The sequence below is a fragment of the Paraburkholderia sp. BR14320 genome, from assembly GCF_040948665.1.
GTDB lineage: Bacteria > Pseudomonadota > Gammaproteobacteria > Burkholderiales > Burkholderiaceae > Paraburkholderia > Paraburkholderia youngii.
In genome coordinates this window covers 88,851-108,577 of record NZ_JBFPKG010000004.1, presented here as the reverse complement: position 1 = coordinate 108,577, position 19,727 = coordinate 88,851, and the positions used below count along the sequence as shown (strand labels likewise).

General features: G+C 64.2%; 17 protein-coding genes. 9 read left to right on the top strand and 8 right to left on the bottom strand.

All coding sequences use genetic code 11. From position 1 onward, the window contains the following. Positions 1-63 precede the first annotated feature (63 nt). The 3 genes from AB3X89_RS05985 to AB3X89_RS05975 form a co-directional block, all read right to left on the bottom strand. On the bottom strand, positions 64-4,902 hold the full coding sequence (locus AB3X89_RS05985) for an NAD-glutamate dehydrogenase (RefSeq protein ID WP_368582320.1): 4,839 nt from the start codon (positions 4,900-4,902) through the stop codon (positions 64-66). Positions 4,903-5,100: 198 nt separating this feature from the next. Continuing rightward, the gene (locus AB3X89_RS05980) at positions 5,101-5,973 is read right to left on the bottom strand and encodes an alpha/beta fold hydrolase (protein WP_368582319.1); all 873 of its coding nucleotides are present in this window, start codon (positions 5,971-5,973) and stop codon (positions 5,101-5,103) included. Next, positions 5,970-7,007: a M14 family zinc carboxypeptidase gene (locus AB3X89_RS05975; protein WP_368582318.1), complete on the bottom strand. Its 1,038-nt coding sequence runs from the start codon at positions 7,005-7,007 to the stop codon at positions 5,970-5,972. Before AB3X89_RS05975 ends, AB3X89_RS05980 begins: the two co-directional genes overlap by 4 nt. A 174-nt stretch (positions 7,008-7,181) precedes the next feature. Between AB3X89_RS05975 and AB3X89_RS05970 the strand changes: the two genes are divergently transcribed. Further along, entirely contained in the window at positions 7,182-7,523 is a 342-nt protein-coding gene (locus AB3X89_RS05970) for a hypothetical protein (RefSeq protein WP_368582317.1), read from the top strand. Here AB3X89_RS05970 and AB3X89_RS05965 read toward each other — a convergent pair. Together AB3X89_RS05965 and AB3X89_RS05960 are read right to left on the bottom strand one after the other, a co-directional pair. Then, a complete protein-coding gene (locus AB3X89_RS05965; RefSeq protein WP_368582316.1) occupies positions 7,512-7,997 on the bottom strand; it encodes a hypothetical protein in 486 nt (161 codons plus the stop codon). The genes AB3X89_RS05970 and AB3X89_RS05965 overlap by 12 nt on opposite strands. A gap of 32 nt (positions 7,998-8,029) precedes the next feature. Continuing rightward, positions 8,030-8,524 carry a hypothetical protein gene (locus AB3X89_RS05960; RefSeq protein ID WP_368582315.1) on the bottom strand — a complete coding sequence of 165 codons (495 nt, stop codon included), beginning with the start codon at positions 8,522-8,524 and terminating at the stop codon, positions 8,030-8,032. A gap of 513 nt (positions 8,525-9,037) precedes the next feature. On the opposite strand from AB3X89_RS05960, the gene phnC reads away from it, so the two are divergent. The 4 genes from phnC to AB3X89_RS05940 all read left to right on the top strand — a co-directional run bounded on the left by phnC (position 9,038) and on the right by AB3X89_RS05940 (position 12,910). Continuing rightward, the gene (phnC, locus tag AB3X89_RS05955) at positions 9,038-9,946 is read left to right on the top strand and encodes a phosphonate ABC transporter ATP-binding protein (protein ID WP_368582314.1); all 909 of its coding nucleotides are present in this window, start codon (positions 9,038-9,040) and stop codon (positions 9,944-9,946) included. 59 nt (positions 9,947-10,005) lie between these two features. Then, positions 10,006-10,983: a phosphonate ABC transporter substrate-binding protein gene (phnD, locus tag AB3X89_RS05950; protein ID WP_368582313.1), complete on the top strand. Its 978-nt coding sequence runs from the start codon at positions 10,006-10,008 to the stop codon at positions 10,981-10,983. Continuing rightward, positions 10,980-11,819, top strand: coding sequence for a phosphonate ABC transporter, permease protein PhnE (phnE, locus tag AB3X89_RS05945; RefSeq protein WP_368582312.1), 840 nt, complete (start codon positions 10,980-10,982; stop codon positions 11,817-11,819). Before phnD ends, phnE begins: the two co-directional genes overlap by 4 nt. Before the next feature lie 254 nt (positions 11,820-12,073). Further along, positions 12,074-12,910 (top strand): EamA family transporter, encoded by an 837-nt coding sequence (locus AB3X89_RS05940; RefSeq protein WP_368582311.1) that lies wholly within the window; start codon positions 12,074-12,076, stop codon positions 12,908-12,910. A gap of 16 nt (positions 12,911-12,926) precedes the next feature. Here AB3X89_RS05940 and AB3X89_RS05935 read toward each other — a convergent pair whose 3' ends face one another. Then, complete coding sequence (locus tag AB3X89_RS05935) at positions 12,927-13,238, bottom strand: hypothetical protein (protein ID WP_368582310.1); 312 nt, start codon at positions 13,236-13,238, stop codon at positions 12,927-12,929. 262 nt (positions 13,239-13,500) lie between these two features. On the opposite strand from AB3X89_RS05935, the gene AB3X89_RS05930 reads away from it, so the two are divergent. Then, positions 13,501-14,037, top strand: a complete 537-nt coding sequence (locus AB3X89_RS05930) for a thioesterase family protein (protein WP_368582309.1) — start codon at positions 13,501-13,503, stop codon at positions 14,035-14,037. Further along, complete coding sequence (locus AB3X89_RS05925) at positions 14,030-15,022, top strand: alpha/beta hydrolase (protein ID WP_368582308.1); 993 nt, start codon at positions 14,030-14,032, stop codon at positions 15,020-15,022. Before AB3X89_RS05930 ends, AB3X89_RS05925 begins: the two co-directional genes overlap by 8 nt. A gap of 43 nt (positions 15,023-15,065) precedes the next feature. Here AB3X89_RS05925 and AB3X89_RS05920 read toward each other — a convergent pair whose 3' ends face one another. Continuing rightward, entirely contained in the window at positions 15,066-16,028 is a 963-nt protein-coding gene (locus AB3X89_RS05920; protein WP_368582307.1) for a response regulator, read from the bottom strand. Positions 16,029-16,654: 626 nt separating this feature from the next. Between AB3X89_RS05920 and AB3X89_RS05915 the strand changes: the two genes are divergently transcribed. Then, the gene (locus AB3X89_RS05915) at positions 16,655-17,479 is read left to right on the top strand and encodes a hypothetical protein (RefSeq protein WP_368582306.1); all 825 of its coding nucleotides are present in this window, start codon (positions 16,655-16,657) and stop codon (positions 17,477-17,479) included. 12 nt (positions 17,480-17,491) lie between these two features. On the opposite strand, the gene AB3X89_RS05910 is transcribed toward AB3X89_RS05915, so the two are convergent. Next, on the bottom strand, positions 17,492-18,166 hold the full coding sequence (locus AB3X89_RS05910; protein ID WP_368582305.1) for an HAD family hydrolase: 675 nt from the start codon (positions 18,164-18,166) through the stop codon (positions 17,492-17,494). 393 nt (positions 18,167-18,559) lie between these two features. Between AB3X89_RS05910 and AB3X89_RS05905 the strand changes: the two genes are divergently transcribed. Beyond that, a complete protein-coding gene (locus AB3X89_RS05905; protein WP_368582304.1) occupies positions 18,560-19,720 on the top strand; it encodes a porin in 1,161 nt (386 codons plus the stop codon). Positions 19,721-19,727 lie beyond the last annotated feature (7 nt).

Here is a 19,727-nt window from a genome sequence, read left to right as displayed (position 1 = left end):
ATCGGACCCGACGCGTCGCCGTGCCGCCAGCGCCCCAACCGCCCTTCCCACCATTCGCGCGGCTCACGCCCGCTCGAGCGCGGCCATCTCCCGCACGACCACCAGCAGCACCGAAAGACTCGCGCCACCCGTCGCACGCAAATCGGTCAGCAAACGCGTATAACGCTCGAGCTGCGCCGCGCGTTTCTCGCGCCACGTTTGCACCAGCGAATCGGGCGTCGACGCATCGGTCGCGCCAGCCAACGCGCTCGTGGTCAGCGCGCGCTTGAGGCGGGCGAGTTCGGCGAGCGCCGATGCGCGCGCGAGCATGTCCCAGTGCGTCGGCGCCGGCAACGAAGCGGCGCGCTCGCTGATCCAGCTGTAGTTCAGCAGCGTGCCGAGCGCGAAGTAGACGCCCGCGACCTGTTCCAGATTGCGCTCGCATGTCGACGCGACTTCGGCGATATCGAGCAGCGCGGCCGACACCTCGCCGCTCGCGATCCGCACCGCGAGATCGCTATCGACACCCGCATCGACGAACGCCCGCTGCCGCTCCGACAATGCTTCGAGATCCGCGGCCGGCAACAGCGCCGGCCATTGCGGCGCGAGACGCTGCGCGGCATCGCGACAGCGCGCGAGCAGGCCGCTCACGTCGCCGTTGGCCGCGCCCGTTTGCAGATGCCGCAGGAACCACAGCGCCGAACGTTCGACGAGCCGCGCGACCTCCGCGAACATGCGCGCCTGCACGTCGTCCGCGACGCGGTTGTCGAGCGCGTCGATGCTGCGCCAGATCTGATCGAGATCGAACACGTCGCGCGCCATGATGCACGCGCGCACGATGTCGCCGGGCTGCGCATCGGTCTCCTCCATCAGCCGATGCACGAACTCGCAGCCGACGCGATTCACGAGCGCATTGGTCAGATGCGTCGCGAGGATTTCACGGCGCAGCGGATGGCGCTGCATCGGCTCACGGAAACGCTGCCGCAGCGGCTTCGGAAAGTACTCGATCAACATGTCGCTGACGAGCGGGTCCTCCGGCATCGACGATTCGAGCAGCGCGTCATAGAGCCACATCTTGCTGTACGCGAGCAGCACCGCGCGTTCGGGTGTCGTCAGTCCCTGCTTCGCGGCCGCGCGCTCGGCGACGTCTTCGTCGGTGGGCAGAAACTCGATCACGCGATTGAGCCGCCCAGCCTTCTCCAGATAGCGCATCAAACGGGTTTCGGCATCGAGCAGCTCGACGCCGAAGCGGCCCGCGATCGACAAAGCCTGCGTCTGGTAGTAGTTGTCCGTCAGCACCAGCAGACCGACTTCATCGGTCATTTCCGCAAGCAGCGCATTGCGCTGCTTCTCCGTCATCTCACCATCGGCGACGACGAGACCCAGCAGAATCTTGATGTTGACCTCGTGATCCGAGCAATCGACGCCGGCGGAATTATCGATCGCATCGGTATTGATGCGGCCGCCGTGCTGCGCGAACTCGATGCGGCCGAGTTGCGTCAAGCCGAGATTGCCGCCCTCGGCCACCACCTTGCAGCGCAGGTCGGCACCGTTCACGCGGATCGCGTCGTTCGCACGATCGCCCGCCTGCTGGTTGGTCTCGCGGCTCGCCTTCACGTAGGTGCCGATGCCGCCGTTATAAAGCAGATCGACCGGCGCCTGCAGAATCACCCGCATCAGCTCGGCCGGCGACAGCGCCGCCGCGCTGGTGCCGAGCGCCGCCTGCACCGCCGGCGACAGCGGAATCGTCTTCGCGCTGCGCGGGAACACGCCGCCGCCAGCCGAGATCAGCGACGGGTCGTAATCCGCCCAGCTGGAGCGGTCGAGCATGAAGAGCCGCGCGCGCTCCGCCATGCTCGCGGCGGGATCGGGATTCGGATCGAGGAAGATATGGCGGTGATCGAACGCGGCGAGCAGCTTGATATGCGGAGACAGCAGCATGCCGTTGCCGAACACGTCGCCCGACATGTCGCCGACACCGACCACCGTGAAGTCCTGGCTCTGCGTGTCGATGCCCATTTCGCGGAAGTGCCGCTTGACCGACTCCCACGCGCCGCGCGCGGTGATGCCCATTTTCTTGTGGTCATAGCCGACCGAACCGCCCGACGCGAACGCGTCGTCGAGCCAGAAACCGTATTCCTGCGAGATTGCATTCGCGTAATCGGAGAACGTCGCCGTGCCCTTGTCGGCGGCGACGACCAGATATGGGTCGTCGGGGTCGTGCCGCACCACGTCGGGCGGCGGCACGACGTCGGTGCCCGCCAGGTTGTCGGTTACGTCGAGCAAGCCGCGCAGGAAGGTCTGATAGCACGCGACGCCTTCGCGCATCCACGCATCGCGCTCGCTCTGCGGCGGCGGATTCTTGACGACGAAGCCGCCCTTCGAGCCCACCGGTACGATCACGACGTTCTTCACCATCTGCGCCTTCATCAGGCCGAGCACTTCCGTACGGAAATCCTCGCGCCGATCCGACCAGCGCAGGCCGCCGCGCGCGACGCGCCCACCTCGCAGATGCACGCCCTCGACGCGCGGCGAATAGACCCAGATCTCGAACATCGGCTTCGGTTCGGGCAGGCCGGGCACCTGCGCGGGATCGAACTTGAACGACAGGTACGGCTTCGATTGCCCCTGAGCGTCATGGCGGTAGTAGTTGGTGCGCTTGGTCGCCTTGATCACGCCGAGGAACTGCCGCAGGATGCGGTCTTCGTCGAGATTCGGCACCTGGTCGAGTGCGCTGTCGATCGATTCCAGACAGGCGTTGACGCGGGCCTCGCGTACCGCGCCGAGCGCCGGATCGAAGCGCGCGACGAACAGGTCGACGAGCATGCGCGCAATCGCCGGATTGCCGGTCACCGCGCGTTCGATATACGCGTCGCTGAACGTCGATCCGACCTGGCGCAAGTACTTCGCGTACGCGCGCAGGATCGTCACCTCGCGCGCATTGAGCTGCGCGCGCAGCACGAGGCGGTTGAAGTCGTCGCTTTCGATCGTGCCGGTCCACACCTGCTCGAACGCCTGCTCGAACAGATCCTTGACCCGCTCGATGTCGAACTCGGTATCGTCCGCGAGTTCGAGGCCGAAGTCGTGGATCCACGCGGGCATCGCACCCGGCGCCTCGATCAGATAAGGCCGCTCCTCGTCGACGCGCACGCCCAGATGTTCGAGCATCGGCAAGCTACGCGACAACGCGATCGGCATGCCCGCGCGATACACCTTGAAGCGGAACGCCCGCGGTCCCGATTCGATCGGCCGGTAGAGGTTCATTGCGAGCCGCTCGCTGCCTTGCACGCGCTCGATCAGTTCGATATCGCGCACCGCCGTACGCGCCGGATAGTCGTCGCGATAGCCGGCCGGAAACGAATCGGCGTAGTGCTGCAGCAAACGGTTGCCCTGCTCTTCGCCGTACGCGTCGAGCAATGCGTCGGCCAGATCGTCCTGCCAGCGTCGCGCGACCTGCACGAGGCGCGCTTCGAGCTCGCGCGTATCGACGCTCGGCATGCCACCGGCTTTGGCATGGACGACAAAATGAATTCGCGCGAGCGTCGACTCCGACAGCAGCGGCGTGAATTCGACGTTCTCACCATTGAATGCGTCGGCGAGCAGGTTCGCGATGCGTTGCCGCAGATCGGTGTTGTACTTGTCGCGCGATACGAACACGAGGCACGAAACGAAGCGATCGAAGCGATCGCGCCGCACGAACAGCCGCGTGCGCTGATGCTCCTGCAAACGCAGCACGCCGAGGGTGGTGTCGTATAACTGGTCTTCGTCGGCCTGGAACAATTCGTCGCGCGGATAGGTTTCCAGCACCGTGACCAGCGATTTCGCCAGATGACCTTTCGGCAGGAATGCGGCACGTCTGACGATATTCGCGCATTTGCGCCGCACGATCGGAATCTCCGCGGCCGACACGAAATAAGCGGTCGACGTATACAGGCCGATGAAGCGCCGCTCGCCCGTCACCTTGCCATCGGCGCCGCTCAGCTTGATGCCGACATAGTCGAGATAGCCCGGCCGGTGCACCGTGGCGCGCGAATTGGCCTTGGTGAGGAAGATCGGCGACGAGCCCGAGATGATCTCCGCAGCCGCCGGCGGCAACGGCGTGACGTCAGGCGCGCCGCCCGCCCCCTGTGCATCGCGCAGAATGCCGAGACCGGAGCCCGCCACCGCCCGCAAACCATAGCCGCCATCAAGCTGCACCAGTTCGTAATCGCGCTGGCCGAGGAACGTGAAATGATCGGCGACCATCCATTCGACGAACGCACGCGCTTCGACGCCCTCGGGACCGGTCTCGCGCGCCTTCATATCCTGAATCGTCTGCTTCGCGCGTTCGATGATCTTCGGCCAATCTTCGACCGCCGCGCGCACGTCGCCGAGCACGCGGGCGATATCGTCGCGCAACGCATCGAGTTTTGCGGCATCGCCACAACGATCGACTTCGAAATGGATGCACGAGGTCAGATGCGAGCGCGTATCGCCCGCTTCTTCGGCGCCCTGGCTCACGCGCGCGATGCTGCCGTCCGCCGCGCGCCAGATCCGAAACACCGGATGCACGACCGAATGCAGCGCGAGCCGATGGCGGTTGACCGTCATCGAGACCGAATCGACGAGGAACGGCATGTCGTCGTTGACGATCTCGATCACCGTGTGATCGGAGTGCCAGCCATGCTGTTCGAGGATCGGGTTGTATACGCGCAGCCGTTGCTCGCCCGGGACGAAGCGCTGCGCGGTCTGCCAGTGGGCGAGCGCCGCGCCGTACAGATCGGCGATCGAGCGGCTTTGCAGGTCGCCTGCGTCGACGAAATCGTAGTAATGCCGCAGGAAGGGTTCGACGATATTGAAGGTCGGTTCCGGCAACCGCCCCCGCGCAAATTCGACGACATCGTTCAGCAGGTGCGTGACGGCTTCTTCGTTCTTTGCTTGCATGATCGACTCCCCTGGCTGGCGGCAATGGTGAGTATCGCGTGATTCGCAGGCAACGTCTGACTTGGAATTATGCGCCTGCCGTGTGCGATGCGTCCGTTTCGCGAAGTCAGGTAATACCCGCTGACGGGCCGTCGAAGAATCGTCACAGTTGGGTTGGAAAAGGTCGCGTCGCTGCGGCGCGGCAATGCCGTGCGCGGCTCAACGCGTGGGCCTGGCCGGTGCGGGTCCCGGCGCCGCCGCATCGCTGTCTTCGGCGCGCCGAGTGAGCCACGCGCGAATCTGCGCGGCGGTCCACGCGGGATCGTCATGCGGCACATCGTGGCCGGCCCACGGATGCTCGCGATGCGGCGCGCCCCACGCCGCCGCGAGCTTCGCCGAACAGACCGGGTTCACGAGCCCATCGGCCGCCGACGACAAAATCAGCACTGCACACCCGGGCGCGCCGGGCGCCGCGCTAAAGCGGGCGGCCGCCCACAATTGCCGCAGCGCATTGGCGCGGCTCACCGGTGCGCTGCGGCGGATCGTGGTCCAAGCGGCGAGATCCGCGCCCAAGGTGTCGAGGTTGTTGCACGTGAGGCGATGGATGCCGCTCTCGGCATCGGCCGCATCGCTCCAGTGGGCGGCGACGCCGAGCAGACCCAGCCACGCCGACGGCCGCAGCCGCTCATGCATGCGGCTGAATGGCCGCATGCTCGTATTGATCAGCACCAGCCGTTCGATTTCGCCGGGATGACGCTGCGCCCAGTCGGTCGCGACCATGCCGCCGAGCGACATCGCGATCACGTTGTAGGGGCCCGGCACGCCCGTTTCGCGCGCCGCCTGCCGCACGAAGGCGACGATGCCCGTGACGCTCGCGGGCGCGCGCCGCCGCACGTATTCACCGTTGCCGGGCAGATCGAGCAGCAGCAAACGGACGCCGGTCGCGGTCGTTGCGGTGGAAGTTGCGGTTGTCGTCGGATCGGACAAGCTATCGTCCGGGATCTGGCTCAGGGTTTCGCGCAACGCCGCCGGCAGGCGCCCCCAATGCCGCGTTTCGCGCGTCAGTCCGCGCAGCAGGATCCATGTGCTCATTCGCGATCCGGCCTGTACCAGTGGTCGAGCGCGCTTTGCAGCAACCGCTCGCGCTGGTTGCCTTGCGGCAGCCAGCGCTGCGACGAAAACGCCGCGCGCGCGAGGAAGTCGAACAGGTTCGCGTGCCGCCGCAGCACGCGCGCGGTGCGATGCTCCATGACCGGATTGAACATACCCTGCCGCGAAAACAACTGGCGCGGGTTTTTCTTGATCCACAGCCACGAACCGAGTTCGAGCGTCATCGGCAGGAAGATGTTCGGCACCGGCGTACGGTCGTACGCGTAGTCCCACAGATCGCCGTGCAGCAGATACTGATGGCTTTGCGGCTCGAACGTGTAGCCGTGATGCGGATGCGCGTGTTCGAACATGCTCTTCAGCATGTACATTTCGGGCAGATGCGGCATCTGCTGGCGGGTTCGCGCGTACGGAAACCAGATGCTGTCGCTCCAGCCGTAGCCGGAATGGCAATCGAGCGCGATGCTCAGCGGCCGCGCGGCGAGTTGCGTTTCCACTACTTGCAGCAGCGCGGCCGCCTCGACTTCCATCGGCTCGCCCGCGCGGCCGCGATACCAGGGCAACCACGCGCCGACACGCTGGCCGCCCGCAAGCAGAGGCACACGAGCGTCGGCGTTTTGCGGTGCGTTGCGCATCAGGTCGACACCGCGCGGATTGGCGCGCGTCGCGGCCCACATGCCGCCGGGATTTGCGATCGGCAAGAAGATCAACCGGATGGACTGCAATTCACGCACCAGCAGTTCGTCCCATTCGAGCCGCGCGAGCAGCGAGCGCATATAGTCGAGCACGAGTTGCGAGCCGATTCGCTCGAGCCCGTGAATGCCGCCGAAAAAGCCAATGGCCGGCGCGAGCGGATCGGATGAACCGATGCTTGCGGTGTAGATGGAAAAGCGCCGGCCGCGTACTTCGGTTTCGCAGATCGCGCGGATTTCGAAGCTCGCCTTGCCCTGGTCGAGGATTGACTTGAGATCTTCATATTCGGCAAAACTGTCCGGAAGGAAGCTCAAAGGAGTCGGCATGACGGCGTGACCGGGGTGTCGGGATTTTTAAGGGCGGCCGGAAAAGACGCACTATAGCCTGGCTGTGTGTCATTAGGCGGGAGCGTCCAGCCGATCGGCAGTTGCGTAGGATCGAGGTGTAGCGCCGCGTCGATGCGTGGGCTGCGCCGCGGTTAAAGGAAGGGAAATAAGCCGATGCACACACTTGACGCGGGTGGCGCAGCCATTGAATTTGTCGACATCGACTCGGGCGTGCCGGTCATTCTCTACCTGGACGTACCCGGTTGTTGCAGCGTGACCAACGCGCCTGAGGCAGTCGTTCCGGTCGTTGTCGCCAAGGTCCGAGTGATGGGCGGGCAGCCTCTAGAGGTGATCGTCTATCGCGACAGCACGGGTCAGTTCGACGGGCTGCTTGTCGGCGAGAAAGACCGCTTCGCCGGATATCCCCCGTTAGGCGGCGCACGCTCACATGACGAAGCACTCGCGCGACTTCCTCAAGCGCTCGCCGCCCTGCGTCCTTCCGTGTCAGTCAAATGATTCCGGAGCGACTGTGCCAGCTTTGATCACCAAGTGCGCTGCATCCACGCCAGGCGCGAAGAAACGCCAATCTTCCTCGTCCACTCTCCCGTCCGGGATGACCGTAAGGCAAAAACCGCGCGACAGGGAGAGCTTCACGCGACCGGCCTCGTCCGCTGTCACTGCCTCAACCGCTGCAAGGCCATTCGCAAGCAAGACCCCCTGGAGACGATGGATGCTCGCGTGCGCCTCCTCATCCGGCCCGCGAAGATCATCCTCTGTTGCCACGACGCGGCCCACTTTCTCAAGTCGCCACACACATTGGATGTGCAGCGCCCACACACCCACATATTTCACCGCCCCTTTAAAGTTGGTAACTTGCCGCAACGGACCGAAGCTCAGCGTCAGCATGTCGGCGGCATGGTTTACTCCACTCAGTTCCAAGCCGCGTAGCACCGACAGACGCCGCTCAATTTCGCTTCGAGTATCAATCATCGAATCATTCCCTTCCTCTACGACGTGCGTTATCACAGGTTGAACATGTCTTTTGCCCGCTCCATGATTTCATGGAAGCCGAGGCCTTGGCCTGAAATTTCATCGTGGAGCTGCCGGGATTGACGAGGAGTTAAGCGCAAGATTCTGGCGACATGATCGGTCTGTCTATTTTGCGCCTGATTGTTGCGTGGCGTTCCCTGGCTGCCCGCCAGTTCTACCCCGTCACCACTTCTCGCATGCGGTGTGAACTCGAACGCTTGCGCATTACCCAGGTTTTGCGGCGGGGTTCGTGGGCGTCCGCGACACTCGCACGCCCATGCGTAACCCAGGGCTTTGGCCATGTCGTAACCGGATTTCAGCGTACGAACCCGATCAAACGGAAAGAACTCACCGGTTTCGGCGTTCAAGGCCTGTGCGGAAGGCATCGGCGGGAACTTGGAATAAATCGAATATGTAATGCTGCAAACCTCGCATTCTTCCTCCACTGTCCAATCCGTCCCACTGCTTTGCTGTTTCAGTTGCTCCATTACTCTCCTCAAGAGTTTTCAGGCGATACCTCGCGAATTAATCATCGAAGCGGAGCACGGTCAACCGCTTTAAATCGGGATAAGCCCGTTTTGACAACTATTTACGACTGTGTCGGATATCTCGATTTCTATTGCATATTCCTGCTGGCGGAGGATGAAAAAAAGGCGGCCTGGAAACCCCCGATCAAAGGAGCCGACATGACAGCGCGACCCGTGTATCGGGAACATTAAGGACGACGGCAAACGACACAATGTTGCCTCTCCAAGTGTCAACACCAGCGAGTGCGCCCGTATGCACGCGAATCATGTCATCCGTATGTCACTCTCCGTTCAAATCATTGACTTCAAGCTGACTTAGTTCTGCCATCCTGACGACACATGACACCGCGGAAATTCGACACAGAAACATGTAATCGTCTAGACGTTGCGATGCCTTCACTCAACCGTCACAGTCGCTTTCTAGAATGAGCCTCACACATGCCGGCAGTGTCCGGATGCATCGAGGGAATACAGATGGAAGCGATCCGGGAAGCTATTCGAATCGAACGTTTGAGCAAAACGTTCGGCAACGGCCGCAAAGCGCTCGACGAAATCGATCTGCGCGTCGCGCCCGGTGAAATGGTCGCGCTGATCGGCGCGTCGGGCTCGGGAAAATCGACGTTGCTGCGGCATATCGCGGGCTTTACCGCGTCGGACGCGCAGCCGTCGCAGATCGAGATTCTCGGCCGGCCGATCCAGCAGAACGGCCGCATCGTGCGTGAAGTGCGCAGCATTCGCCGCGACATCGGCTTCGTGTTCCAGCAGTTCAATCTGGTGAACCGGCTGTCGGTCGAAACCAACGTGCTGATCGGCGCGCTCGCGCGCCTGCCGTGGTGGCGGCGTCTCTCCGGCCGCTTCCCTCGTGCGGAGCGCGCGTTGTCGCTGGCCGCGCTGCACGAGGTCGGCATCGGCGAGCATGCGCGCGAGCGGGCGTCGAACCTGTCGGGCGGTCAGCAGCAACGGGCCGCGCTCGCGCGGGCGCTGGTGCAGCGCGCGCAAATCGTGCTCGCCGACGAGCCGATCGCGTCGCTCGATCCCGAGTCGTCGCGTCGCGTGATGGACATGCTGCAAGCGCTGAACGTCGAGCATCGGATCACGGTATTGGTGTCGCTGCACCAGGTCGACATCGCGATGCAGTACTGCCCGCGCACGGTCGCACTGCGTCGCGGCAAGGTGGTCTACGACGGCCCTTCCAATGCGCTCACGCCGGCGCTGCTAAAGAAACTCTACGGCGACGATGCGCGCGAACTGTTCGACGACGCGGCGCACGACGCCGACGACACTCATGACGCGCCCGACACCCCCGCCGCGCCCGCGCGGCCGGACACCGGCCCCGCCGCCGCGCGCTACGCATTCGCGCTGAACGCCGCGCCGTCGAACTGAACCGCGCACGCCGTCGCGCGCTGTTGTTGCTCTCCATCCACTCAACCGGACCTCAACCGATGAAACTCCTGCGCTCCCTGATCACGCTCGCGGCCGGCGCTGCCGCTTTCACCTGTGTCGCCGCGGCCCACGCCGAGGACATCAACCTCGGCATCATCTCGACCGATTCGTCGGCGGTGCTCAAGCAACGCTGGGAACCGCTGATCGATGACATGAAGAAACAGACCGGACTGGACGTGAAGGCGTTCTTCGCGACCGATTACGCGGGCATCATCGAAGGCATGCGCTTCAACAAGGTGCAGGTCGGCTATTTCGGCAATGCGTCGGCGATCGAAGCGGTCGATCGTTCGAATGGCGAAGTATTTGCGAAAGTCGAGCACGCGGACGGCCAAAGTGGCTACTACTCGCTGCTGATCACCAATGTGAACAGCCGCTTCAAGACGCTCGACGACGTGTTCAAGGACACGAAGAGCGTCACGCTCGGCTTCGGCGATCCGAACTCGACCTCGGGCACGCTGGTGCCGGGCTACTACCTGTTCGCGAAGCACAATGCGCCGGTCAAGACGTCGTTCAAGACCGTGCTGCCGTCGAGCCATGAGGCGAATCTTCTGGCCGTCGTCAACAACAAGATCGACATCGCGACCAACAACAGCGAGATGATGGACACGCTCAAGCAACAGCATCCGGACAAGTACGCGCAGGTGCGCGTGCTGTGGACCTCGCCGCTGATTCCGTCGGACCCGCTCGTGTGGCGCAAGGATCTGCCTCAAGCGACGAAGGACAAGCTGCGCACATTCTTCCTGAACTACGCGAAGACCGATCCGCACGAAAAAGCGGTGATGGCCGCCATCACCGGATACAGCGGCTTCTCGGCATCGTCGGATCAGCAACTGCTGCCGATCCGCCAGATCGTGCTGTTCCAGCAAAAGCAGAAGATCGAGAACGATACGCATCTGTCCGATAGCGACCGCAAGACGCAATTGGCCGCGCTCGACGCGAAGCTGAGCGCGCTCGGCGCCGCACAGCCGAAGCAATGAACACGGCCGATCTGATCGTGTCGCCGGCGCGCCCGAGCGAAGCGGCCGCCGCGCAGGCGGCGCAAGCAAAAGTTCGTGCCGGCAAGCGCGGCTGGTGGTCGTTGCTCGGCTGGATCGCGGTGCTTGCGGTGCTCGGCGGCGCTTGGCACGGCGCCGACATGCGTCCGCTCGATCTGCTCAGCGACTCCGCCAACATGGGCGAGTTCGCGGCGGACTTCTTTCCGCCCGACTTCACCGAGTGGCGCACCTACGTGCACGAGATGTACGTGACGCTGGCGGTCGCGATCTGGGGTACCGCGCTTTCGCTCGTCTGCGCGGTGCCTTTTGGCCTGATGTCCTCGCACAATCTCGCGCCGCAATGGGTACTGCAACCGGTGCGCCGCCTGATGGACGCGTGCCGCGCGATCAATGAAATGGTCTTCGCGATGCTGTTCATCGTCGCGGTCGGCCTCGGGCCGTTCGCCGGCGTGCTCGCGCTGTGGGTGCATACCACGGGCGTGCTCGCCAAGCTGTTCGCCGAAGCGGTCGAGGCAATCGATCCGCGCCCAGCCGAAGGCGTGCGCGCAACCGGCGCGACGCGCCTCGACGAAATCGTCTATGCGGTGTTGCCGCAAGTTCTGCCGCTGTGGATTTCGTACGCGCTGTATCGCTTCGAGTCGAACGTGCGCTCGGCGATGGTGGTCGGCATGGTCGGCGCGGGCGGCATCGGCGTCGTGCTGTACGAGGCGATCCGCTCGTTCAACTATGCGCAGACGGCCGCCGTGATGATCATGGTGATCGTCGTCGTGACCGTGATCGATCTCGGCTCGGCGTGGCTGCGTGAGCGGGTGATCTGAGTACGGCGCGCGCGGGACACGGACCGGTCGATTCAAAACGAACAGCACGGGCGAAGCGCACTGCCGCTTCGCCCGTTTCTTTTTTGCCGCGTCATCTGCACTCGATGCTGCGCGCCGTAAAACGCCGTTTTCCTGCCACAAAGCCCCTGCGCATCAGTCATCCACTCCTCCATTCCCGCGCTCTGCTGGAATAATCACGGGCTCGCGACCGCCCTGCGGTCTTTCCTTGCTCTCTTCGTCCGATCCCGCTGTCGATGGAACCCTTTGTCGTCCTGCTGGTGCTGTTCTCCGCACTGCTTCACGCAACCTGGAACGCGTTCTTGCATGTGTCCGAAGACCGCGTCTGGCTGCTCGGCATGATGGCGATGCCGTATCTCGCGGTCAGCTCGATCGGCGTGCTGGTGCTGCCGCTGCCGGCGCCGGCCGCGTGGCCGTATATCGTTGCGTCGGCGGTGCTCGAATGGGGCTATCTGCTCGCGCTGATTCGCGCATATAAAAGCGGCGATTTCGGCCAGATCTATCCGATCGCGCGCGGTCTTTCGCCGATGCTGGTGTTCGTCGGCGCGCTCGTGTTCGCGGGCGAAGTGCTGAAGCCGCTCGCCGCGCTCGGCGTCGCGCTCGTGTCGTGCGGCATCGTCTCGCTCGCGTTTCGGCGGGGCATGCGCTTTTCCGGCGAGAGCGTGCCGTTCGCGCTGCTGACGGGGCTGTTCATCGCGACGTACTCGGTCGTCGACGGCCTCGGCGCGCGCCTCGCGGGCAATGGCCTCAGCTACATCATGTGGGTCTATCTGATCTGGAACATTCCGCAGTTCCTGCTTGCGTGGCATTGGCGCGGCGGCGCAAAGGGGATGTTCATCGGCCGCGCGGTGGTGGTGAAGGGCATCGCGTCGGGCGTGATCGCGCTCGGCGCGTATTGCCTGATCATCGAGGCGTACCGCTATCTGCCGATCGCGATGGTTTCCGCGTTGCGCGAGTTGAGTTCGATCTTCGCGGTGTTGATCGGCTGCATCTTCATGCGCGAGAAGCTCACCGCGCGACGCATCGTGGCGTGTGTGCTCGTGACGTTCGGGGCGGTGTTGATACGGATTTGATGGGAACCCGGCGTAATCAACGCGTGTAATTCACCACCGGCACGGAATACGAAGTCGGCGCGAAATCGGTCCGGCCGCTGCGCTGCGACGAACCATTCGACGGCGCACCGTAGCCGCTATTCTGGGCTGCCTGGTTTTGCGCCGCGACCTTTGCTTTAGCCGCCTGGAGATGGGCCGGATAGTCGATCGCATTCGGGTTGGACGGATCGTGCGCCTGTGCGCGCGAGGGCGGCTGATTGGCCTGATTCGACTGCGCAAACGCCGCGAACGGCACGGAAATGACAGCGGCGATAACCCCTGCTTCGATCAGCGACCTGATGGACTTCATGATTTCCAACCTCCAGAGATGGCTTCATCCGATTGCCGCGGAGCCTCGTGCGATCATCGGCCATCGGCCATCCGCAGCAGCGAAGCCAGTTTAGGAGGCGGTCAGGCCACGCAGTAAGCCCTGAACCATGAATTCACTGTTGCCATAGCGACCACAATTCGAGGCCAACGCGTTCCGGCGCGGCGGCATCGCGATGAACTACACTGATAACGCCAAAACGACGCGCCCCAGCCATCGCATTCGATCGAGGAGATAGACGCTCATGTCGCATCCCGTTGCCCTGCCGTCTTACCGCGACAGCGTGCGCGCCGAATGGGTCGATTACAACGGCCACATGCGCGACGCGTTCTACCTGCTGATCTTCAGTCTCGCGACCGACGAGCTGATCGATCTGATCGGCCTGCACGATGCGGTGCGCAAAGAGCGGCATCGATCGATCTACACGCTCGAAGCGCATGTCAACTATCTGCATGAAATCAAACAAGGCACGCCGGTGCGTGTCGACATGCGCGTGCTCGGCTACGACGCGAAACGTATGCATGTCTACTTCGAAATGTTTGCGCTGGACGCGACGCAAAGCCAACGCAGCGGCCCGGTCGCCGCTGGCGAGCAGATGCTGCTGCACGTCGATACCAGCGGACCGCGTGGCGTCGCTTTCGATCCGGACGTCGAAGCGCGCATCCATGAACTCGCGCAAGCCCATGCGGCATTGCCGCCGGCGCGTTTCGCCGGACGTGTGATCGCATTGCCCTGCGCAACGCAACGGGAAACACTACCCGAACGGAGTGACCATGCTTGAGCCGGAAATCGCCGCGTTTATCGAACGGGCAAGTGCGCTCTATCCGTCGCATCACGCGGCGATGACGCCGCGCGAGCAGCGCGATCTGTACGACCGCTACGCTGCCACGCTGACGCCACCCCTGCCCAGCGAACTCACCACCCAGGACGCAAGCTTTCGCACCGACGCGGGCCATGCGATCCCGCTTCGGCTCTACCGGCATCGAGCGAAAGCAAGCGAATCCGGGGCGATCCGCGGCACGGTGCTGTATTTTCATGGCGGCGGTTTCGTGCTCGGCTCGCTGAACAGTCATCAGATGGTGACCGCTCGCCTCGCCGCGGACACCGGCCTCGACGTGATCGCGGTCGACTACCGGCTCGCGCCTGAGCATCGCGCGCCGGCCGCGCACGAGGACTGCCTCGAGATCACGCGCGCCGCGTTGAACAACCGCCTGCCGTTCGATCTGCCCGACCACGCCGGATTGCAACTCGCCGGCGATAGCGCCGGCGGCACGCTCGCGGCAAGCGTCGCGCTGCGCTTGCGCGACGACGGCGTGAGCGGAGTGCGCGGCATCGCGCTGGTCTATCCGATGCTCGGCACCGAGCCGCAATCACCCGCGCGCGACACCGAGGCCGATGCGCCGATGCTGACGCTCGCGGACGTGCACAAGTTTCGCCACGCGTACTGGGGGACCAGCGGGGCAAACAGTGGAGAAAGACGCGAAGAAAACGGCGACCGCACGCCCGGCCCCGCATGGACGATTCCGCTCGCCGCAACCCGCTTCGACGGACTGCCGCCGACGCTGGCATTCGGGGCCGAGCACGACCCGCTACGCGACGACGCGCGCGTGTTCGTCGAGCGGATTCGCGAGGCTGGTGGAGATGCCCGGCTGCTGATCGGCATGGGGCTCGTGCATGGATGCTGGCGCGCGCTTGAAACGAGCCCCGGCGTGCAGGCCATGCACAAGGCCGTATGCGATTTTCTCCGCGAACGCGCACGTCATTAGCGCAGCGACACTAATCGGTGCGCCTAGTGCGCTACCGTGCGGTTCAGCGATTGCGGTCAGCGCGCCACTGCGCGAACGTGACCAGATCGAGGCCGACCTCGCCCGGCTCGATGCGGGTCCAGCCGAAGAACGCGTCGTCCCAGCCGGGAATGCTTTGCGGCGTCAGCGACCGGAACTTCATGCCGGAACGATACGCGAGGTCCGGCCAGAACAACGGCATCACCTCGCGCGTGGCGAGCTGGCGCAGCAGGTCGGACGGACCACCCTCGTCGGCGACGATTTCACCCTGCGAGATCCAGTCGTTCTCCGCCCACGCGACGAATATGCTCGGGTTGCCGGCGGCGTCGAACATCAGGATCACGTTCTGCTCGGGGCGCCAGTAATACTCGACGATGCCCTGCGCGGCCACCACTTCGTCGATCACCTTGCGGGTGCGCGGATCGCAGTAGGTCATGCCGTTTTCGCCGAGCGCAAGCCAGCCCGACTCCCCGCAATGGCGGCTCTTCGCGTCCTTCAGGAAATGGGTGAGGCGATTGGCCGAATCCGCGTCGGTCTTGCGCAGGTACAGGTCGACGATGCCGGCGTTGAACGCTTTCACCGCGACGGTTTCATCGGCGACCCCGGTGAGCAACACCTTTGCGCAACGCAGATGCGAGATCGACGACAGGAATTCGACGCCGCCGATGCCCGGCATGTCGTAGTCGACGACGACCGCCGCGACTTCCTCGAAGCGCGACGGCCGCGCGACGATATCGCGTTCCGCCGAGGTTTCGACGAAGCGCTCGACGCCCGGCTCGCTCAGACACGCCGATGCCGCCGCGAATTCGAGCGAATTCTCGCGCGCGTGCTGGCGGATATAGTTGAGAGCCGCTTGCGGCCGCGTGAAAAACAGGTTCGTGTAGGTGCCCGGAAAAAACCGGCGAAGCGCGTCGAGGTAGCTGTCGTTGTCGTCGACGAAAACCACCGTGGACGGATAAAAAACGGGAGGTCGAATAAAGTTGTTCATATCTTCACGTGTTTCCCACGCCGCCGCGAACGCCCCCGAGACCGACCGGTCGGTCGATTGGTAGATCTGGCGTTTCGCAAAGCGACTGCCCAAGGTATGCCGGTCGATGTCTCGCCCGCGGGTCCGCATGATCAATGGGTTCTTGTCGCTACTTCCGGTCACCGCCTGCCGTCGCCGCTATCGACGCTGTTCGCGCGTCTCGGATGGCGCAGCCGGGCGGGCCTTCCGGCATGTGCACTGCGAGCCAGTCGCTGCAAGTCACATTTACACGCCGGATAATCGAACGGTGGCTGCCGGTCGTCTGCAATGGTTCGTATAGTACAGGCTCCGGGCATTGGCGGCACAACTTAAATCGCTTTCCCGCAGGCACCTATCGCGCAAAAGCGCGCGACTGATTGATCGAAAAGAAAACCGCGGCACACGGAAAAGATGCCCGCTTCCCTCGTGCCGGCAAAGGCCTATTAACGGCAGGCGTGCGCCGCTCGGTGCCAGGTCCGATCAGACATCTGCCATCATGATGCGCCGCAATATGCGGACGAGAAGCGTCGATGGGGAAATGGTCGTTTATCATCAGTCAATCGCAGTTGTTTAATGGTTGTTGCTTAGATATGACGAATACCGGGAAGATGATGATAGTCGGACTGCTCGTGATCGATGCGGGCGTCGCCGGCTATCTGCTGTACCCCAGGGACGATCAGGTGCCGGCCGTGACCGGTCAGGTGACTCGCAGCGTCACCGGCACGGTGGAATCGCAACCGCAGACGGACGCGGCGCATGCGATTGGCGGCAGTATGAGGCCGGCGCAACCGGCGAGCCCGCCGCCCGCGCCGCGCGCGGACATTGCGAACAACGCCCCGATCACGCCGCAATCGGCGCCCCCGCGGACGGAGTCGGCTGCTCCGGCACCGGCACCGGCTCAGGCGCAAGCTCTGGCACCCGCTCCCGCCCAATCCCTGCCCGCAACCGCGGCCGCCCCCGCGCCGAGCGTCACGCCCGATGCCGGCCAGACCGCCAGCGGCCGCATCGACAACGCAGCGCCGGCTGCGGGCAATCCGGTCGCGGTCGCGCGCGAGCGCTCGAGACAGCAGTCGTACGCACAGCAAAGAGCCCAATCGAGGCCACAGTACGGGCCGCGCATCGACCAGACGACCCAAGGCCGACGGCGCGACGACACGCACCCGAACGGCGCCAACCCCGTCGCCGCGATGCTGACGGATCAGCTGGTCAAGGAATCGGCGAAACCCGACCCCTCGCTGCCGATGCCGTCTGGCGTCACCGTGCCGCTGCCGTCTGACAACGGCCCCGGACCTGGCCCGAGTGTCGGCCGTGGCAGTACGAATCCGGTCGCGTCGGCGATGACCGATAAGCTCGTGCGGGAATCGTCGAAAGTGGGACCAACTCAGGGACCCACTCAGCCCCCGGCTGAGCCGCCGATCCTCAACAAACCCTGAGCGAAGCCGGGCTCACGGCCGCGACGCCACCTCATCGAGATGCGCGAGTAGATCGGCCGGATCGTCGTAGACGCGCAACGCTCCCGCGCGCTCGAGTTCCTCGGTGCCATAGCCGCCCGACAGCAGGCCGACGCCGAGCGAGCGGCAGCGGCGCGCGGCGAGCATGTCCCAGATGCTGTCGCCCACCACGACCGTGTGCTCGATCGGCACGCCGAGCCGCTCGGCCGCGGCGAGGAACAGGTCGGGATCGGGCTTCGCGTATTTGACGTCGTCGCGCGTGACGACGACCGCCTTGGCGGGATCGACGCCGAGCGCCGCCAGATTCAGCGACGCGGTTTCCATCCGCCCGCTCGTCGCGACGGCCCACGGCGTGCCGGCTTGCGTCAGCGCGGCGAGCAGTTCGCGGGCGCCCGGCAGCGGGCAGACCTGCGCGCGCATCCGCTGATAGGCGGCCGCATGCCCGTGGCGCAGCCGCTCGGCGCGTTCGACGCTGATTTCGCCGTGGGTCTCACGCAGCAACTGGTCCGTGAACAGCCCACCGCTCATGCCGATCTTGCGATGGATACGCCAGACGGACAGCGGGATACCCTCGCTGTCGAGCGCCTCTTTCCACGCCAGCACGTGCTGATAGACGCTGTCGACGAGCGTGCCGTCGAGGTCGAAAAGAAAGGATGTCTGGATACGCATGCCGGCCTCCGGTGATGATGGGTTCAGTCACTATGCCATGTGTCGATGAAGCGGCCTGGGCGGGCCGCCGCCTTTCCGCAGGTTCGGGTATCTAAAAGAATTGCGCGAATTACCACAGATTCGTGCGTATTTGCCCCGATTTCGCCGCGCCCTCTCCCGGCGCACACCCGAACACGGTAAGCTTCGCCGCCTCGTTGTTTGCACCGTCTACCGTTTTTCGAAAAATCCCGCTTTATTTCCCCGCTGGACGACCCGAGCGCGATTTCCGCGCCCCGCGTCAGGCCCGAGCACGCCGCGTGCTTGTGGCTGATTCGCTAAATCACCCGATAACCGGTTGTCCAGCCATCGGCTCACTGCGTCCCAAAAACACGTTAGTCAATCAAGGAACCCGCGATGAAAAAAACCCTGGTCGCCGCCGCGCTGTGCGGCGCCTTCACGATATCGGCGCACGCCCAAAGCAGCGTGACACTGTACGGCCTGATGGATGCCGGCATCGTCTATACGAACAATCAGCTCGGCCACAGCAACTGGCAGCTGGCGAGCGGCACCACGCAGAACACGGTATTCGGCCTGAAGGGTTCGGAAGACCTCGGCGGGGGTCTGCACGCGGTTTTCAAGCTCGAGCAGGGCTTCTTGATGAACAACGGCGCGCAGGCGTTCGCCGGCAGCGCGTTCGGCTCGCAGGCATGGGTCGGCCTGCAAAGCGATTCGTACGGCACGCTGACGTTCGGCCGCCAGTTCGACGTGATGAACGACGCCGTCGGCCCGCTGACGGCTGGCTATAACACGTGGGGCGGCAGCCTCGCCGGGCATCCGTTCGAAAATGACAATCTCGCCGCGAACTCGGTCGTGATCAACAACTCGGTCAAGTACGCGAGCCCGCTGTACCACGGTCTCACGTTCGGGACGATGTACTCGTTCAGCAACAAGGCCGGCGGCTTCGCGAACAACCGCTCCTACGGATTCGGCCTTTCGTACGCGCGGGGCCCGTTGAACCTGGCGGCCGGCTACCTGCAGTTCAACAACGCAGGCAACGGCGCCGGCGCCGTGACCACCGCCGACACCAGCGCGAACTTCATCGCCACGCGCGAGCGCGTGTGGTCGCTCGGCGGCAACTACACGTTCGGACCGGCGAGCGTCGGCCTCGTCTGGAGCCATACGCAGATCGACGACGTCGCGGGCGTGTTCTCGTTCGGCACCGGCAGCTATCTCGGCGCGACCGGCGACGCGACCGGCACGCTCGGCGGCTCGCTGCGCCTCGACAACTACGAGGTCAACGCGAAGTACGCGCTGAGCCCCGCCTGGAGCGTATCGGGCGCGTACACCTTCACGCATGGCGCGTATAACGGCTCGTCGCCGGCGTGGAGCACCGCGATGCTGCAGACCGATTACGCGCTCAGCAAGCGCACCGACTTCTACCTCGAAGGCGTGTACCAGAACGCCCACGGCGCACCGGCCGATTCGGTGTTGTCGCACGCGATGATCAACACGCTGTCGCCGTCGTCGACGAATTCGCAGGTCGCGGTCACGGTGGGCATGCGCCACGCGTTTTGATGTTTGC

Excerpts from the sequence above, each read along its gene's own strand:
- AB3X89_RS05970 (WP_368582317.1), top strand. The coding sequence starts at position 7,182 with ATGCACACACTTGACGCGGGTGGCGCAGCCATTGAATTTGTCGACATC.
- phnE (WP_368582312.1), top strand. The coding sequence starts at position 10,980 with ATGAACACGGCCGATCTGATCGTGTCGCCGGCGCGCCCGAGCGAAGCG.
- AB3X89_RS05940 (WP_368582311.1), top strand. The coding sequence starts at position 12,074 with ATGGAACCCTTTGTCGTCCTGCTGGTGCTGTTCTCCGCACTGCTTCAC.
- AB3X89_RS05965 (WP_368582316.1), bottom strand. The coding sequence starts at position 7,997 with ATGATTGATACTCGAAGCGAAATTGAGCGGCGTCTGTCGGTGCTACGC.
- phnC (WP_368582314.1), top strand. The coding sequence starts at position 9,038 with ATGGAAGCGATCCGGGAAGCTATTCGAATCGAACGTTTGAGCAAAACG.
- AB3X89_RS05915 (WP_368582306.1), top strand. The coding sequence starts at position 16,655 with ATGATGATAGTCGGACTGCTCGTGATCGATGCGGGCGTCGCCGGCTAT.
- AB3X89_RS05975 (WP_368582318.1), bottom strand. The coding sequence starts at position 7,007 with ATGCCGACTCCTTTGAGCTTCCTTCCGGACAGTTTTGCCGAATATGAA.
- AB3X89_RS05910 (WP_368582305.1), bottom strand. The coding sequence starts at position 18,166 with ATGCGTATCCAGACATCCTTTCTTTTCGACCTCGACGGCACGCTCGTC.
- AB3X89_RS05935 (WP_368582310.1), bottom strand. The coding sequence starts at position 13,238 with ATGAAGTCCATCAGGTCGCTGATCGAAGCAGGGGTTATCGCCGCTGTC.
- AB3X89_RS05905 (WP_368582304.1), top strand. The coding sequence starts at position 18,560 with ATGAAAAAAACCCTGGTCGCCGCCGCGCTGTGCGGCGCCTTCACGATA.
- AB3X89_RS05920 (WP_368582307.1), bottom strand. The coding sequence starts at position 16,028 with ATGAACAACTTTATTCGACCTCCCGTTTTTTATCCGTCCACGGTGGTT.
- AB3X89_RS05925 (WP_368582308.1), top strand. The coding sequence starts at position 14,030 with ATGCTTGAGCCGGAAATCGCCGCGTTTATCGAACGGGCAAGTGCGCTC.
- phnD (WP_368582313.1), top strand. The coding sequence starts at position 10,006 with ATGAAACTCCTGCGCTCCCTGATCACGCTCGCGGCCGGCGCTGCCGCT.
- AB3X89_RS05980 (WP_368582319.1), bottom strand. The coding sequence starts at position 5,973 with ATGAGCACATGGATCCTGCTGCGCGGACTGACGCGCGAAACGCGGCAT.
- AB3X89_RS05960 (WP_368582315.1), bottom strand. The coding sequence starts at position 8,524 with ATGGAGCAACTGAAACAGCAAAGCAGTGGGACGGATTGGACAGTGGAG.
- AB3X89_RS05985 (WP_368582320.1), bottom strand. The coding sequence starts at position 4,902 with ATGCAAGCAAAGAACGAAGAAGCCGTCACGCACCTGCTGAACGATGTC.
- AB3X89_RS05930 (WP_368582309.1), top strand. The coding sequence starts at position 13,501 with ATGTCGCATCCCGTTGCCCTGCCGTCTTACCGCGACAGCGTGCGCGCC.